Annotated in this window: 15 protein-coding genes; 6 read left to right on the forward strand and 9 right to left on the reverse strand. The window is 69.3% G+C overall.

Features of this window, described 5'->3' with window-relative positions:
- Nucleotides 1-2: 2 nt before the first annotated feature.
- The gene (locus AAC979_RS13535; protein WP_371347398.1) at nucleotides 3-458 is read right to left on the reverse strand and encodes a hypothetical protein; all 456 of its coding nucleotides are present in this window, start codon (nucleotides 456-458) and stop codon (nucleotides 3-5) included.
- The gene (ffh, locus tag AAC979_RS13540; RefSeq protein WP_371347399.1) at nucleotides 455-1,993 is read right to left on the reverse strand and encodes a signal recognition particle protein; all 1,539 of its coding nucleotides are present in this window, start codon (nucleotides 1,991-1,993) and stop codon (nucleotides 455-457) included. Before ffh ends, AAC979_RS13535 begins: the two co-directional genes overlap by 4 nt.
- Nucleotides 1,994-2,252: 259 nt before the next feature.
- Here ffh and AAC979_RS13545 point away from each other — a divergent pair, with 259 nt between their 5' ends.
- Nucleotides 2,253-3,770, forward strand: a complete 1,518-nt coding sequence (locus tag AAC979_RS13545; protein ID WP_371347400.1) for a pyruvate kinase — start codon at nucleotides 2,253-2,255, stop codon at nucleotides 3,768-3,770.
- 24 nt (nucleotides 3,771-3,794) lie between these two features.
- Here the strand turns inward: AAC979_RS13545 and AAC979_RS13550 are convergent, their stop codons facing one another.
- Nucleotides 3,795-4,202, reverse strand: a complete 408-nt coding sequence (locus AAC979_RS13550; RefSeq protein WP_371347401.1) for a DUF930 domain-containing protein — start codon at nucleotides 4,200-4,202, stop codon at nucleotides 3,795-3,797.
- A 135-nt stretch (nucleotides 4,203-4,337) separates the two neighbouring features.
- On the opposite strand from AAC979_RS13550, the gene AAC979_RS13555 reads away from it, so the two are divergent.
- From AAC979_RS13555 to AAC979_RS13565, 3 genes are read left to right on the forward strand one after another with little or no spacing between them, the layout of a single operon-like run.
- Nucleotides 4,338-5,072 (forward strand): heme ABC transporter permease, encoded by a 735-nt coding sequence (locus AAC979_RS13555; protein ID WP_371347402.1) that lies wholly within the window; start codon nucleotides 4,338-4,340, stop codon nucleotides 5,070-5,072.
- 10 nt (nucleotides 5,073-5,082) lie between these two features.
- Entirely contained in the window at nucleotides 5,083-5,253 is a 171-nt protein-coding gene (gene ccmD, locus AAC979_RS13560) for a heme exporter protein CcmD (protein WP_371347403.1), read from the forward strand.
- Nucleotides 5,250-5,873: a DsbE family thiol:disulfide interchange protein gene (locus tag AAC979_RS13565; RefSeq protein ID WP_371347404.1), complete on the forward strand. Its 624-nt coding sequence runs from the start codon at nucleotides 5,250-5,252 to the stop codon at nucleotides 5,871-5,873. Before ccmD ends, AAC979_RS13565 begins: the two co-directional genes overlap by 4 nt.
- Before the next feature lie 44 nt (nucleotides 5,874-5,917).
- Here AAC979_RS13565 and AAC979_RS13570 read toward each other — a convergent pair whose 3' ends face one another.
- Genes AAC979_RS13570 through AAC979_RS13585 form a run of 4 tightly spaced genes read right to left on the reverse strand, consistent with a single transcriptional unit; the run spans nucleotide 5,918 to nucleotide 8,472 of the window.
- A complete protein-coding gene (locus AAC979_RS13570; RefSeq protein ID WP_371347405.1) occupies nucleotides 5,918-6,406 on the reverse strand; it encodes a DUF1178 family protein in 489 nt (162 codons plus the stop codon).
- Nucleotides 6,403-7,317, reverse strand: coding sequence for a carbon-nitrogen hydrolase family protein (locus AAC979_RS13575; RefSeq protein ID WP_371347406.1), 915 nt, complete (start codon nucleotides 7,315-7,317; stop codon nucleotides 6,403-6,405). Before AAC979_RS13575 ends, AAC979_RS13570 begins: the two co-directional genes overlap by 4 nt.
- 27 nt (nucleotides 7,318-7,344) lie before the next feature.
- Nucleotides 7,345-7,602: a glutaredoxin 3 gene (grxC, locus tag AAC979_RS13580; protein WP_371347407.1), complete on the reverse strand. Its 258-nt coding sequence runs from the start codon at nucleotides 7,600-7,602 to the stop codon at nucleotides 7,345-7,347.
- A 48-nt stretch (nucleotides 7,603-7,650) separates the two neighbouring features.
- Complete coding sequence (locus AAC979_RS13585; RefSeq protein WP_371347408.1) at nucleotides 7,651-8,472, reverse strand: ComF family protein; 822 nt, start codon at nucleotides 8,470-8,472, stop codon at nucleotides 7,651-7,653.
- Between the two features lie 120 nt (nucleotides 8,473-8,592).
- Between AAC979_RS13585 and AAC979_RS13590 the strand changes: the two genes are divergently transcribed.
- Nucleotides 8,593-9,492 (forward strand): methyltransferase domain-containing protein, encoded by a 900-nt coding sequence (locus tag AAC979_RS13590; RefSeq protein WP_371347409.1) that lies wholly within the window; start codon nucleotides 8,593-8,595, stop codon nucleotides 9,490-9,492.
- A gap of 44 nt (nucleotides 9,493-9,536) precedes the next feature.
- Here AAC979_RS13590 and mutT read toward each other — a convergent pair whose 3' ends face one another.
- Both mutT and argJ read right to left on the reverse strand, forming a co-directional pair.
- On the reverse strand, nucleotides 9,537-9,947 hold the full coding sequence (gene mutT, locus AAC979_RS13595; RefSeq protein ID WP_371347410.1) for an 8-oxo-dGTP diphosphatase MutT: 411 nt from the start codon (nucleotides 9,945-9,947) through the stop codon (nucleotides 9,537-9,539).
- A 19-nt stretch (nucleotides 9,948-9,966) separates the two neighbouring features.
- Nucleotides 9,967-11,205: a bifunctional glutamate N-acetyltransferase/amino-acid acetyltransferase ArgJ gene (gene argJ / locus AAC979_RS13600; protein ID WP_371347411.1), complete on the reverse strand. Its 1,239-nt coding sequence runs from the start codon at nucleotides 11,203-11,205 to the stop codon at nucleotides 9,967-9,969.
- A gap of 1,949 nt (nucleotides 11,206-13,154) precedes the next feature.
- Here argJ and AAC979_RS13605 point away from each other — a divergent pair.
- Complete coding sequence (locus AAC979_RS13605) at nucleotides 13,155-13,784, forward strand: TetR/AcrR family transcriptional regulator (protein ID WP_371347412.1); 630 nt, start codon at nucleotides 13,155-13,157, stop codon at nucleotides 13,782-13,784.
- Nucleotides 13,785-14,875: the final 1,091 nt, after the last annotated feature.

Consider the following 14,875-nt stretch of genomic DNA (forward strand, 5'->3'; position numbering starts at 1 on the left):
TTCTAGAATTCAGCCTTGGCCTTTTGCCAAGATCTTTTTAGTACAACTCGCAAAGTTCTTATGTATTCGAGATCTACAGGTCGGCCAAAAGAGGCCAACCTCGACACAAGATATGTTTCCATTCTGGCCTCTTGCCGACCGGCCTCGTCAGCAGAATCCGGATTAATCATTATCAAAAGCTCACTTGCCAATTTCTGAGCTTTATCGAGATTTCTTCTTCTGGAAATAGGGTATCTCTTTAGCTGATCGAGACGCTCTATTTCCCTAAACGTGTCGTGTAACTCTGCGGCCAACTCTTGAAAGCGATCATTCCACTTTAGACGCGCCTCCGCAACTTTCCGTTTACCTTCACGACCAGAAGTATGGAAAGCGGTCCAAACACTGACGGCCACAACCACGACCAAAGTGGCCAACCCGAACCAGTCGCCGACATCCATCTTCTCGATAAGGGCGGTCATTTTTTCTTGTCCGGCCCCTTACCAAAGCCCGGCAGGCCGGGAAGCCCGCCCGGCTTGGTGCCCAGCCCCGGAAGACCGGGCATGTTGCCAGGGAAATTCGGCGGCAGACCGCCACCGGGCAGGCCACCCGGCATCTTCTCGGCCATCTGCTTCAATTGCTCGGGGCTCGGCATGCCGCCGCCCCCGCCGAGGCCGAACATGGAGGCGAGCCCGGCCATCGGGCCGCGCTTGGCGCCGGGGGCGCCCATCGCTTTCATCATGTCGGCCATCTGGCGGTGCATCTTCATCAGCCGGTTGACGTCCTCGACCTTGGTGCCGGAACCGGCCGCGATGCGCTTGCGGCGGGAGGCGTCGAGCAGCTTCGGGTTGCGCCGCTCCTTCTTGGTCATCGAATCGATGATCGCCTTCTGCCGCTTCAGCACACCGTCATTCATGCCCGAGGCGGCAAGCTGGTTCTTCATCTTGCCGACGCCGGGGAGCATGCCCATCAGCCCGCCAAGGCCGCCGAGCTTCTCCATCTGGTCGAGCTGCATGCGCAGATCGTTGAGGTCGAACTGCCCCTTGCGCATGCGCTCAGCGGCGGCCATCGCCTTTTCGGCGTCGAGATTCTCGACCGCCTTCTCGACGAGCGAGACCACATCGCCCATGCCGAGGATGCGGCCGGCGACGCGGCGGGGATCGAAATCCTCCAGCGCGTCCATCTTTTCGCCGGTACCGAGCAGCTTGATCGGCTTGCCGGTGACGGCCCGCATGGAAAGGGCGGCGCCGCCGCGCCCGTCGCCATCGGCGCGGGTGAGCACGATGCCGGTGAGACCGACGCGGGCGTCGAACGCCTTGGCGGTGTTCACCGCGTCCTGGCCGGTCAGACTGTCGGCGACGAGCAGCACTTCGTGCGGCTTGGTCGCGGCCTTCACCTCGGCCACTTCCGCCATCAGCGCCTCGTCGAGCGTGACGCGGCCGGCGGTGTCGAGCATCACCACGTCAAAGCCGCCGAGGCGGGCGGCTTCCATGGCGCGGCGGGCGATCTGCACGGCGGACTGGCCGGCGACGATCGGCAGGGTGGCGACGCCGACCTGGGTGCCGAGCGTGGCAAGCTGCTCCATCGCCGCCGGACGGCGGGTGTCGAGCGAGGCCATCAGCACCTTGCGGTTACCGCGCTCGGTCAGGCGCTTGGCGATCTTGGCGGTCGATGTCGTCTTGCCCGAGCCCTGCAGGCCGACCATCAGCACCGGCACCGGCGGCGCGGCGTCGAGGTCGATCGCCTTGGCGTCGGAGCCCAGCATGGCGACAAGTTCGTCATTGACGATCTTCACCACCATCTGGCCGGGGGTGACCGACTTGATGACTTCCGCGCCGACAGCACGCGCGCGCACCTTGTCGGTAAAGGAGCGCACCACATCGAGGGCCACGTCGGCCTCGATGAGGGCCCGGCGCACCTCGCGCATGGCCTCGTTCACGTCGGCCTCGGTAAGGGCGCCGCGTCGTTTCAGCCGGTCGAGTATGCCGCCAAGGCGGTCGGTCAATGAATCGAACATGCGTTCGCTCCGGTGCTTTCCCACAGCTCACAGCGCAATGCCAAACGGCGCCCGAGGGCGCACAGCGCTGTCGGGCGTTAACCTCCGGCCTCATGGACCGGGCGGCGGATCGGCTCGCGGGTTCTGCGAGAGATGCCGGCTTGGTAAGCGCCGCGCGCCGCCAAGTCAAGTTTTGCCGGCCTTTTGCGGGAGACTACGGAGGTCACAGCCGCGTAACAGCGCCATTCTAGCGTGCCGCAGCCTCGCGAGGAACCCGGTCATGACGCACGACACCCCCGCCCCTTCCGCCCCCGCCGACGACGCCGCCAACGACAGCGCTGCCCTGTTCGAGACGCTGCTGTCGCTGCGCGCGGCGGTGATCGAGGAAGCCGCGCCGCTCATCGAGCGGTTCCGGCGCGAGGCCGGGCGCGAGGACGCGGCGCTCGACAATCTCGCCCATTACCTCGCCCTGCGCCGCCATGAGTTGCGCCCGCTGCAGCGGCAATTGATGCGGCGCGGGCTCTCCTCGCTCGGGCGGCTGGAAAGCCGGGTGCTGCCGACGCTCGACGCGGTGCTGGCGGCGCTTGCCGCCCTGTGTGGCCGGCCCGTTCCGTTCACGGCGCCCGACGAAGCCGCCTTCTTCGCCGGCGAGGCGCGTCTCGACAAAGCGGCCGTCGCCAGCCTCGGCTCGGAGCGGGAGGGGCGCTACACCCGCATCATGGTCACGCTGCCAAGCGAGGCGGCGGATGACCCCGCCTTCACCCTCGCGCTGGCGCGGGCGGGCATGGATGTCGCCCGTATCAACTGCGCCCATGATACCCCGCAGGCCTGGCGGCGGATGGCCGAACATGTGCGGACCGCCGGCGAAGCGGTGGGGAGGTCCATCACGCTGCTGATGGACATTGCCGGCCCGAAGATCCGTACCGGCGCCGTGCTGCCGATGCGCAAGGACAAGCCGTCCGGCCGCCTGCTGCCGGGCGACACGCTGCGCCTCGTCGCCGAGGGCGAGCCGCGCGTCGACGACGCCGCTCTGTTCAGCGCCGCCGTGTCGCTGCCCGAGATCGTCACCCGCCTCGCGGTCGGCCACCGCGTGCGCTATGACGACGGCAAGGTGGAAGCGGTGGTGGAGAGCGTACGCGAGGGCGAGGCGATCCTGCGCATTCTCCACACCCGCCCCGGCGGCACCAAGCTCAAGCCGGAGAAGGGCATCAACCTGCCCGACACCGCGCTCGGCCTCTCCCCGCTGACCGACAAGGACGATGCCGATCTCGCCACCGTCATCGAATGCGCCGATCTCATCGGCTATTCCTTCGTCAGCCGGCCGGAGGATCTCGACCTGCTCGACGCCGCCATCGCCCGCCACGGCGCCGGGCGCGAGCGCCCGCTCGGCCTGATGGCCAAGATCGAGCGGCCCGAGGCGGTGCGCAACCTGCCGGACCTGATCGCCCGCGCCGCCCGCTCCGGTGCGTTCAGCGTGATGATCGCGCGCGGCGACCTCGCCGCCGAGATCGGCTTCGAGCGGCTCGCCGAGATGCAGGAGGAATTGCTCTGGATCTGCGAGGCGGGCGCGGTGCCGTCGATCTGGGCGACGCAGGTGCTGGAGGATCTGGTGCGCGACGGCATTCCCTCGCGCGGCGAAATGACCGATGCCGCCATGGCCGCACGCGCCGAATGCGTCATGCTCAACAAGGGCCCGGCGGTGGTGGAGGCGGTGCAGTTGCTCGACCGGCTGCTCGGCCGCATGGCCGACCATCTCGACAAGAAGACCCCCACCCTGCGGGCGCTGCGCTCCTGGTAAGGCCGTCGCTCGCGTGGGCGGCGCTCACTGTCCGACGAGATAGTGGGCGCCCCACTCCGACGTCGGGATGGCGGCGCCGAGCGTGTAGCGGAAGCTCGTCACGTCGAGCCCGTCATGCGCCGTCTCGCATTCATAGGCGATGTGATACCAGGTGCCGCCCGAGCGCACCGCCGCACCGGGTGCCTTGATCTTCCAACCCTTCACCACGGGATCACGATAAGCATAGGCGACGAGTTCGTCCGGGTGCATGCCCTTGCCGGCGCGCTGGACCTCGCCCATCGCCCGCGTGTTGCACACTTGCTCCACCCGCTCCGACGGCTCTAGCTTCATCATCTCGTCCTGGGTCGAGCGCGCCTGCGCTGCGGAAGCGGCCCCCACAGGCAGGGCGATGAGCGCGAGGAGAAGCGTGGCGGCGGGCGAGATGTGCGGCATAAGCGCTCGAATCCTGTTCGGTCGGTGACGCCCCCTTTCAATAGCGCAGATTTGGCGAGGCTGTGGCGTCACATCCGCGTTCCGACACGGCCCGGGCGTGTTGCCGTGCGGCCAGCGGCGGATTAGAACCGCGCTATGGCGCTGATGGACCTTGCCAACCCCACCCGCTTTCTCGCCCTTTCCGGGCGCGTGCTGCCATGGCTGTCCGGCCTTGCGCTGGCGACGCTGGCGCTCGGCTTCTTTCTCGCCTTCCGCGCCCCGGCCGACTACCAGCAGGGCGAGACGGTGAAGATCATGTACATCCACGTGCCTTTCGCGTGGCTCGCCATGTTCGGCTATTCCATGCTGGCGCTGTCCGCCCTCGGCATTCTGGTCTGGCGCCATCCGCTGGCGGATGTGGCGCACAAGGCGATGGCGCCCATCGGCGCGGTCTTCGCCTTTCTCTGTCTGTTCACCGGCTCGCTCTGGGGCCGGCCGATGTGGGGCACCTATTGGGTATGGGACGCCCGCCTCACTTCCATGCTGGTGCTGCTGCTGCTCTATCTCGGCCTCTTGGCGCTGCGCTCGGCGATCGAGGATCCCAATCAGGCCGGGCGCGCGGCGGCGGTGCTCTCGCTGGTCGGCTTCGTCAATGTGCCCATCGTCAAATTCTCGGTCGACTGGTGGAACACGCTGCACCAGCCGGCCTCGGTGTTCCGCATGGACGGCCCGACCATCCATTCCAGCCTGCTCTGGCCGCTGCTGATCTGTGCGATCGGCTTCACCCTGCTGATGCTGGCTTTGCACATGGCGGCGATGCGCAACGAAATCTACCGCCGCCGCCTGCGCGTGCTGGAAGCGCGCGCCGCCGCCGAGGCTGCCTATGCGTGAGGCCCACTGAATGCTCGGCGAGCACGGCTTCTTCATCCTTTCCTGCTACGCCATGAGCGCCGTCGCGCTCGGCGCCCTGGCGCTGTGGATCGTGGTCGATGGCCGCTCCGTGCGCCGCCGGCTGGAGGAGATGGACGCGCGTGGCGTACGCCGCCGCTCGGCCGGACGCACCGAGGCATGAACACCCCGCCCGAGACTTCCCCGCCCGAGACTTCGCCTCCGCCCCCAGCGGGCAGATCCGGCCGCCGGCTGCTGGTGCTGCTGCCGCTCGTCGCCTTTCTGGCTCTGGCCGGGCTGTTCTACGGCCGGCTGTTCTCCGGCGATCCCTCGCGCGTGCCGTCCGCCCTGATCGGCCGTCCGGCGCCGACGCTCGATCTGCCGCCGCTGGAAGGACTGACGCGCGACGGCCAGCCGGTGCCGGGCCTCACCTCCGGCGCGCTCAAGGGCGAGGTGACGGTGCTGAACGTGTTCGCTTCCTGGTGCGTGCCCTGCCGCGACGAGCATCCTTTCCTGGTCGAGCTGTCGCAGATGCCGGGCTTCCGTCTCGTCGGGCTGAACTACAAGGACGATGCCGGCAATGCCCGCCGCTTCCTCGGCCGCTTCGGCAACCCCTATGCGGCGGTGGGCGTCGACGCAAATGGGCGCACCGCGATCGACTGGGGCGTCTATGGCGTGCCGGAAACCTTCGTCATCGGCAAGGACGGGCGCATCGCCTATAAGTTCATCGGCCCGCTCGACGCGGAAGGCCTGAAGACGCGCCTCCTGCCGGAAATCGAGAAGGCGAAGGCGGCGGCGCCGTAGAGCTTCCTGCATTCCGGCGGCGATCGTGGCAGGCGAAAGCCCCTTCAGTTCCGCTCGTCCGGCAGCACGGGCAGCGGCAGCACCTCAATGCCATCCTCGATCAGCGCGCGCACCTCCTCCGGGTCCGCCTCGCCGCGAATGGCGCGCCTTTCCTCCTCGCCCTCATGCATGCGGCGGGCGCGGGTGGCGAATTCGTCGCCGACATCGACGGAATGGGCGACGACCTGGTCGCGCACGGCCCGCAGCAGGGCCCGCAATTGCTGTTCCTTCTCCGACATCAGCGCGACCGGCGCGGGAGCCTCTGCCGCCACATCGACGGATTCGGGCGTCACGCTTTCTGCGGGCGCCTCGACCGCGAATTTGCGGGTGCCGCGCCCCAGCGCCGGCGCCATCAGCGCCTTTTCCACCTCCGCCGAGCCGCAGAGCGGACAAGTGACGAGTTCCTGCGCACGCTGCGCATCGTAGGCGGCGGAATCGCGGAACCAGCTTTCGAAACTGTGTTCTTTCTCGCAGGACAGGCGATAGAGGATCATGCCGCGCCACCGGAGACGAGGTGCAGCCGGCTCTGGTCGGCCGGCATCACCAGTTCGAAGCGCCGCCCGTTCGACAGCGACGGAATCCGCCCGCGCACCCTGGCAACCTCGGCAGGGTCGATCTCGGCGGCGATGATGCCGGGTTCGCTGCCGCCTTCGGCGAGAATCGTGCCCCAGGGGTCGATGATGAGGCTGTGGCCGAAGGTCTTGCGGCCATTCTCATGCGTGCCGCCCTGCGCCGCGGCGAGCACGAAGCAGCCGGTCTCGATGGCGCGGGCGCGCAGCAGAATATGCCAATGCGCCTCGCCGGTGGACTGGGTGAAGGCGGCCGGCGCGGCGATCATCCCCGCGCCCGCCTCTGCCAGCGCACGGAACAGCGCCGGGAAGCGCAGATCGTAGCAGATGGTCAGGCCGAGCCGGATCTGTGGCAGGTCCGCGACAATGGCGAGTTCGCCCGGCCGGTAGGCGGCGGACTCGCGGTAAACATCGCCATTGGGCAGGTCGACATCGAACATGTGGATCTTGTCGTAGCGGGCGGCGATGCTGCCATCGGGGGCGAGCAGATAGGAGCGGTTGGCCGCCCGATGCTCGCTCGCCCGCACGGCGAGCGAGCCGATATGCAGATGCACATTCAGTTCGGCGGCGAGCGCCCGGAAAGCGGCCAGCGCCGGATCGTCCTCTTCCGCATGCAGCACCCTGAACAGCGCCTCGCGGTTTTCTTCCATCGTGCCGGTCATCTCCGGCGTCTGGATGTAGCTCGCCCCCTCGGCCGCCGCCCGGCGAATGAGCGCGGAAGCCGCCGCGACATTGGCCGCGACATCCTTGGCGGTACGCATCTGGATGAGCGCGGCGCGGAACGGGGCACCGAGCGGGGGAGTGCCGGCAGGGACGGCGGGGTCGGAGGTGGTCATGGTCGATATCTCAGGTGGAAGTCTCGCTCAGCTTGCCAGAAGCGCGTCGAGTTCGCCGGCCTCCTCAAGCGCGTAAAGATCGTCGCAACCGCCGACATGCCGTCCGTCGATGAAGATCTGCGGCACGCTGGTGCGCCCATTGGCACGGTTCGACATGGCCGAGCGCGCCACCGGGTCGCCGGTGACATTGACCTCGGCATAGTCGACACCCTTGCGCCCGAGCAGCGTCTTGGCGGCATGGCAATAGGGACAGGTTGAGGTGGTGTAAATCTCGATCTTCGCCATAGGCTTGTCCTAACCGTCGGCCGCCTGGGCGGTCGTGATCCTGCTCGGTCATGATATGGGCGCGTCACCCCCATCAGCAACCCGCGCGAATACCAGAACGTCCACCTGACCCGCCCCGGCGCGCAGCAGCGCCTTGACGCAGGCGTCGATCGTCGCCCCTGTCGTGAGCACATCGTCCACAAGTACCAGGCGCCGGCCCCGGAGCTCGCCCTTTGCCATCTCCGGCACGGCGAACGCACCCTGCACATTGCGCGCCCGCGCCGCCCGGTCGAGCCCCACCTGCGGGCGCGTCGCGCGCCGGCGCTCCAGCCATTCCGCCCGCACCGGGAGCCCGGTCGCGCGGCCGATCACCCCCGCCAGGGCCGCCGACTGGTTGAACCGCCGCCGCCACAGCCGCCCGCGATGCAGCGGCACGGGAATGAGCGCCTGCGCATCGGCCAATATATCCGCCCCGGCGCGCGCCATCATCCGCCCCATGGGCGGGGCGATATCCAGCCGGTCGGCATATTTCAGCGCGTGGATGAGATCGCGTGCCACCTCGCCAAAGGCAGCCACCGCCCGCGCCCGGCCATAGGCGGGCGGCGCATCCCGGGCAGCGGGGGAAATCAGCGGCCCCTCGCCAAAGCCATAGGGCAACGGCGTGCCCAGCCGGTCGCAAAGGGGCGGCGCGATGAAGGCGAGCCGGCTCCAGCATGTCCCGCACAGGCACCCCGGTGTGTCCACCGCCGCCCGGCAAGCCATGCACACCGGCGGCAGCGCCACATCGACCAGCCCGCCCCACAGCCGCCCCGCCAGCGCGCGCAGCCGCGCCGCCCGCGCCGGCGGCAGCGCCTCCTCGTCGACGGTCGGTTCGCGGCTCAGCGGTTGCAACGTAACCATGCGCCAAGAGTAGCACAGTAGGGGGCGCCCCCAACCCGCCGCGACGGTGCGACCGTCCCGCCTTTGACCCGCCGGCGCCATCGCCCTATGGCTCTCACCGAGGAGCCTGCCATGTCCGCTGACCCCACCGCCCCCTCGCCGCAGCGCGTGTTCGATCCCCTGGCGCTGGCCCTGCGCCGCCGCCGGGCGCAGAAGCTCGGCCCGGAGACCTTCCTGCTCGACCGGGTGGCGGAAGACCTGGTGGACCGCCTCAGCGCGGTCAAGCGGCGCTTCGATACGGTGGCCGATCTCGGCACCCCGACCCGCGCGCTGCGCGATGCGCTGGCGGACACCGGCATGGTGGGGAGCTATCACGCCTTCGGCCCGCAGGAACGGGCGGATGTCGATGCCGTCATCGACCCGGAAATCCTGCCCTTCGCGCCGGCCTCGCTCGATCTCGTGGTCTCCGCCCTCGCCCTGCAGAGTATCAACGACCTGCCCGGCGTGCTGGCGCAGACCCGCCGGGCGCTGAAGCCCGACGGGCTAATGCTCGCCGGCTTCCTCGGCGGCAGCACGCTGGCCGAATTGCGCGAGGCCTTCGCCATTGCCGAGAGCGACACGCTGGGCGGCATCTCGCCGCGTGTCGCGCCCTTTGTCGAACTGCGCGATCTCGGCGGCCTGCTGCAGCGCGCCGGCCTCGCCTTGCCCGTCACCGATGTCGACCGCGTGGTGGTGCGCTATGGCGACCCGCTGGCGCTGCTGCACGATCTGCGCCGCATGGGCGCGGCCAACCCCCTGGCCGATCGGCGCCGCGCGCCGCTGCTGAAGAAGACGCTGGTGCGGCTGTTCGAGGTCTATGCCGAACGCTTCGCCGATCCGGACGGGCGCCTGCGCGCCACCTTCGAGATCGTGTGGGTTTCCGGCTGGGCGCCGCACGAAAGCCAGCAGAAGCCGCTCCGGCCCGGTTCCGCCAAGACAAGGCTGGCGGACGCGCTCAATGTGCCGGAAGGCAAGCTGCCCGGGGGCGGGTAGCGCCGACCACGCCGGCCGCCGCCTACACGTGCCGCCGCTCGCGCCTAGCGCCCCGGCCCCAGCAGGTCGAGCAGCACCGGGATCAGCGGCTCGTCCGCCGGCGGCATGGGATAATCGCGCAGCCGGCCCGGCTTCACCCAGGCGAGGCGCTGGCCTTCGCGGCCCTGCACCTGCCCGTCCCACCGCCGGCAGACCCACAGCGGCATCAGCAGTTGAAAGCTCTCATAGGTATGGCTGGCGAAGCTGAGCGGGGCGAGGCACGGCTCCCGCACCGTGATGCCGAGTTCCTCGGCGAGTTCCCGGATCAGGCACTCCTCCGGCCGCTCGCCGGGCTCCACCTTGCCACCGGGAAACTCCCACAACCCGGCGAGTTGCTTGCCCGCCGGACGTTCGGTCAGCAGCACGCGGCCATCGGCGTCGATGAGCGCCGCAGCGGCGACGAGAACGAGTTTCATGCCGCTTGCCCCGGGCCGCTCACGAACGGTAATCGCCGTTGATGGCGACATATTCCTTTGTGAGGTCGCAGGTCATAACCCGGTCGGCGCCCCGGCCGAGGCCGAGATCGACGGCGATGTCGATCACGTCGTTCTTCATATAGGCGGAGACTTCCGCCTCGTCATAGGCCGGATCGCGCGCGCCTTCATGCGCCACGCGGATGCCGCCGAAGGAGATGGAGAGCCGGTCGCGCTCCGCTGGCTCGCCGGCCTTGCCCACCGCCATGACGATGCGGCCCCAATTGGCGTCCTCGCCGGCCACCGCCGTCTTCACCAGCGGCGAATTGGCGATCGACATGGCGATGCGCCGGGCGGAGCGCTTGGAGGTGGCGCCGGTGACATGGATCTTCACCAGCTTGCGCGCACCCTCGCCATCGCGCGCCACCTGCTCGGCAAGGTCAGCCAGCACGCCGGTGAGCGCCTTGCGGAAGCGGGCGAGGCGCGGGTCCTTCGCATCGGTGATCTGCGGCGCACCGGAGGCGCCGGTGGCGAACAGCATCAGCGTGTCCGAGGTGGAAGTGTCGCCGTCGATTGTGACGGCGTTGAAACTGTCGACCACGCCCTTGAAGAGCAGGGCCTGCAGCGCCGGCGCCGCGATGGCGGCATCGGTGAAGACGAAGGAGAGCATGGTCGCCATGTCCGGCGCGATCATGCCCGCGCCCTTGGCGATGCCGGCGATGGTCACCTCCACGCCGTCGATCTTGACCTTGGCGGTCGCGAGCTTGGGGAAGGTGTCGGTGGTCATGATCGCCTTGGCCGGCTCGATCCACGGCAAGGGCGCAAGCCGTGTCGCCGTCTCTTCCAGCACACCCTCGAATTTGCTGGCATCGAGCGGCTCGCCGATCACTCCGGTGGAGGCGAGATAGATTTCCTCCTCGCGGCAGCCGAGCGCCTTGGCCGCGATTTTGGCGGTCAGCGCGGTCGATTCCCGGCCCTTGGCGCCGGTGAAGGCGTTGGCATTGCCGGAATTCACCACCAGCGCCCGCGCCGTGCCGTGAGCGAGATTGGCGCGGCACCACTCGACCGGCGCCGAGGGGCATTTGGACCGGGTGAACACGCCGGCCACCGTTGTGCCTTCGTCCAGCGTCAGCAGCAGCACATCTGTGCGGCCCTTATAGCGGATACCCGCCTCGGCGGTAGCAAACCGCACCCCGGCGACGGGGCCGACATCTGGCGTGACGGTGGGAGCAAGCGGAGACACGGGAGCGGCGTGGGCCATGGCGGCAACTCGATCGCGGGACAAGGGCGCCAAGGATGTGCCCGAGAAGCACAACATCCGCAAGACGAGGCGAGGCGGAAGCCGAGCCGCCGCTCAACGTTGGCGGTGCGTGGGGAAGCAGCGGGCTCGGACGACCGGCGGTTGATCGCCGGCACCGTCCAGCGGCGCGGGAGCGGCAGGCGCTTGCGTGGCAACACCTCCGGACACGCTGCCAGACGATCGCCGGCTTCAGCCGCAAGAGCCGGCACGACGCCTGGCGGGGCAGGTTTTGTGTCCGGTATGCCTGAAAGCTCGGATCAGGTTATTCCCCGGCATCGCGACGCGGGCGCCGTCGGCCGGCGCGCCATGCGTCTGTTGTTCCGCGGCAGCGATTTGCACCGACGGGCAAGCCGCCACGGCGAACGAGCCGGAGGCTTCGCCGCCACGCCGTCATCGCGGCGGCCTTCGTTTATTGCTGTAACCGGGCGTCCCCAAGGGTGGCCGCCACGGCCCATTGCGCCGAGGACCACGACCACGCGCACTCTCCCCGGTTCCGCTCATCGCCTGGCCGTCCGCCCCCGAAAAAGGAGATCGACGCGGCGCAAGCGAGCGCAGCGCAGCCGATGCTGGAGATCGTCGCTGGTGCGACCGACGCCCCGCTGCGAAGCCATTCCATCGCGTTGAGAACCACCTGCTCGGCCCGAGCAGACGCAGGCGGACGCCCGGACGAGAGCAACGTCAGCATCCTTCCCGACCTGTCCGACCGCCGGTTCGACTTCTTCATCGTAATATTGTTGGCAAGGTTGCGACGACGATCGAATCCGCCCAGTTCTTCAAGACTGCACCTTTTTCCAACGATAGCGCCGCGGGACGGGCCGATGCCAGCCAGGCCTCCCGCTGCATCGCCCCCTTCCAGCCTTGCGCTCTTCCCGCACCGATCAACGGCGCAAGCGGAGATCGAGGCCGCGGCGCAAGAGACCGGGATGGCGCCTTTCTTCAAGACCACCGCTGTTCCGCAAGGCGGCCCCGAGATACTGCCCCATCGTGTCGAGGACCGCCAGCGGAGCGGTCCCGTCCCGGCCCTCTGCTCGGTACGCGATCCACGCGTCGCCGGGGGAACCGTGGCAACGGGGGGACTGAGAGACCGCGGTCCTGTAAGTAGCCCGGGGCTGCTCATTGCGCCGAGGACCACGACCACGCGCACTCTCCCCGGTTCCGCTCATCGCCTAGCCGTCCGCCCCCGAAAAAGGAGATCGACGCGGCGCAAGCGAGCGCGGCGCAGCGCCGCCGATGCTGGAGATCGTCGCTGGTGCGACCGACGCCCCGCTGCGAAGCCATTCCATCGCGTTGAGAACCACCTGCTCGGCCCGAGCAGACGCAGGCGGACGCCCGGACGAGAGCAAAGGCATGGCCAGTCGACGCGGCGCAGACGAGCGCAGGGCGGCCGATGCTTGAGATCGTCGCCGGTGCGACCGCCCCCCGCTGCGGAGCCGCCCCACCGCGTTGAGGACCGCCCGCCACGCGCCCCCTCCCGGCCTGCACTCTTGGCATGCCGGGAGGGCTTGGCGTCGGAGCCGGCGCCGCGCGGGCGCCTGCGAGGCTGCTGTTCCGGCAGGTCGCTCCGCAGGTCGGACCGTGGCGTCGTTGCCCGGGCGATCTTTACCTTTGGCCGGCAACAGGCGACAAGGAATTGGGCGTAGGGCTTGGTGATTCGCGAGTTGAGGGCGCCACTTCCACGCTCCGCGGCGCTGACGAGCAGGGCCGAGCGGACGGCACGGCGAAGCGCAGCATAGGCGGCAAATTGTTAGCCGTTCAAGGACTTGGTAACGATACGAAACGTATCGTTTCGCGAATCGGAACGTTTCGTATCGTCTTCCGCCCGGCGGTGGTCGTGCGGGGACCCGATGGTCGTCGCCCTGTCATCTGTCGGATTCGTCAAGGAGCGGCGGTGCTGGCAAAGGTTAACGAAGATGGTTTCTGCGACCGCCCGCCTGCGGACCCGGCAGCCCTCCGCCCACCCCGAGCGTCGCGGTTCGGCCGGGCCGCGCCGCAGCAAGGCCGCCGCCGAGGCCATTTTGGAGGCGGCCGAAGCGGTGCTGGCGGAGAAGGGCTATGCCGGCTTCACCATCGAGCAGGTGGCGCGCCGTGCCGGCGCCGGCAAGCCGACCATCTATCGCTGGTGGAGCGGCAAGCCAGCGCTGCTGATCGAGATTTATGCCCGTCAGCCGCTCGATCTCTCCGGCATAGATACAGGCTCGCTTGAGGGCGATCTCGTGCTCGCCCTGGGCCGCCTGATCGCTTTCTGGCGCGGGACAGCGGCGGGTGAAGCCTTCGCCGCGCTTCTAGTTGAGGCCCAGGCCGATCCTGCCGGCCTCGAAATGCTGCGGGCCTTCCATGCCGAGCGTAGCTACCCGCTCGCCGATCTTTTCGCCCGCGCCGCCCGGCGCGGCGAGTTGGCGGAGCAGTTCGACACCAGCGCCGGCCTCGACCTCGTCAGCGGCTATGTCTGGGGACGCCTGCTGCTGCGGCGGCTGGAAGACGACCCCTCCAGCCTCGCCGCCGTTGCCCGGCTCATCGCCCGCGGCAGCCTGCGACGCTGAGAGCCCCCGCGCCGCCCGGCGCGGCATGTTCACAGCGCGCGGCCTCGGGCGGCGGCTCCAGCCGGCAGCCGATTCGGGGCAACTCGGCGCGCGACAGCGCCCAGGCTCGGGCGCGGCATGCCACGCCCACCGCGATCGGCGGAGCGCTCGGCCGCCGACGCCGCCGCGCCTCGATCCCGCCTCCGCGTCTCGATCCCGCCGATGCGTCCGGCCGAAATGGCATGTGGAGAGCGATGCGCAGCCCTGCGGCAGCCTGCGACGCTGAGAGCCCCCTCGCCGCCCGGCGCGGCATGTTCACAGCGCGCGACCTCGGGCGGCGGCTCCAGCCGGCAGCCGATTCGGGGCAACTCGGCGCGCGACCGCGCGGAGGCTCGGGCGCGGCATGCCACGCCCACCGCGATCGGCGAAGCGCTCGGCCGCCGACGCCGCCGCGCCTCGATCCCGCCTCCGCGTCTCGATCCCGCCGATGCGTCCGGCCGAAGTGGCATGCGGAGAGCGATGCGCAGCCCCGCGGCAGCCTGCGGCGCTGAGAGCCCCCTCGCCGCCCGGCGCGGCATGTTCACAGCGCGCGACCTCGGGCGGCGGCTCCAGCCGGCAGCCGATTCGGGGAACTCGGCGCAGGGCAGCGCCCAGGCTCGGGCGCGGCATGCCACGCCCACCGCGATCGGCGGAGCGCTCGGCCGCCGCCGCCGCCGCGCCTCGATCCCGCCGATGCGTCCGGCCGAAGTGGCATGCGGAGAGCGATGCGCAGCCCAGCGGCAGCCTGCGGCGCTGAGAGCCCCCGCGCCGCCCGGCGCGGCACGCTACCTGTGCCCGCCCCCTGCCGAATGCGGGCGCATATGAGCGGCCCGTCCCCCCCGGCCATCGCCGCTTCCCGGACCCGCCAGCCTGTTCAATCCGTTCCGCAACCAGGGTTCGACCTGACGGTATCAGAAGCGCCTTGCGACAGAGGCTCATCTCGCCAGCGCCGACGCAGGTATTGGAGTTTCACAAACCCGGCCTCTCCCTTCCAGTGCGGGTGTACAACCCGCGTGGCGGCGGGAGCGAGGCCGTGCGAAGGGGCGGGCGCGGCCGTACTGTCGGCAGATTTC

The sequence above is a fragment of the Ancylobacter sp. IITR112 genome (genome assembly GCF_041415945.1).
Taxonomy (GTDB): Bacteria; Pseudomonadota; Alphaproteobacteria; order Rhizobiales; family Xanthobacteraceae; genus Ancylobacter.

Coding starts and splice junctions, on each gene's coding strand:
- argJ (WP_371347411.1), bottom strand. CDS start 11,205: ATGGCCCACGCCGCTCCCGTGTCTCCGCTTGCTCCCACCGTCACGCCA.
- AAC979_RS13590 (WP_371347409.1), top strand. CDS start 8,593: ATGTCCGCTGACCCCACCGCCCCCTCGCCGCAGCGCGTGTTCGATCCC.
- ffh (WP_371347399.1), bottom strand. CDS start 1,993: ATGTTCGATTCATTGACCGACCGCCTTGGCGGCATACTCGACCGGCTG.
- grxC (WP_371347407.1), bottom strand. CDS start 7,602: ATGGCGAAGATCGAGATTTACACCACCTCAACCTGTCCCTATTGCCAT.
- AAC979_RS13545 (WP_371347400.1), top strand. CDS start 2,253: ATGACGCACGACACCCCCGCCCCTTCCGCCCCCGCCGACGACGCCGCC.
- AAC979_RS13605 (WP_371347412.1), top strand. CDS start 13,155: ATGGTTTCTGCGACCGCCCGCCTGCGGACCCGGCAGCCCTCCGCCCAC.
- ccmD (WP_371347403.1), top strand. CDS start 5,083: ATGCTCGGCGAGCACGGCTTCTTCATCCTTTCCTGCTACGCCATGAGC.
- AAC979_RS13550 (WP_371347401.1), bottom strand. CDS start 4,202: ATGCCGCACATCTCGCCCGCCGCCACGCTTCTCCTCGCGCTCATCGCC.
- AAC979_RS13565 (WP_371347404.1), top strand. CDS start 5,250: ATGAACACCCCGCCCGAGACTTCCCCGCCCGAGACTTCGCCTCCGCCC.
- AAC979_RS13570 (WP_371347405.1), bottom strand. CDS start 6,406: ATGATCCTCTATCGCCTGTCCTGCGAGAAAGAACACAGTTTCGAAAGC.
- AAC979_RS13535 (WP_371347398.1), bottom strand. CDS start 458: ATGACCGCCCTTATCGAGAAGATGGATGTCGGCGACTGGTTCGGGTTG.
- AAC979_RS13575 (WP_371347406.1), bottom strand. CDS start 7,317: ATGACCACCTCCGACCCCGCCGTCCCTGCCGGCACTCCCCCGCTCGGT.
- mutT (WP_371347410.1), bottom strand. CDS start 9,947: ATGAAACTCGTTCTCGTCGCCGCTGCGGCGCTCATCGACGCCGATGGC.
- AAC979_RS13555 (WP_371347402.1), top strand. CDS start 4,338: ATGGCGCTGATGGACCTTGCCAACCCCACCCGCTTTCTCGCCCTTTCC.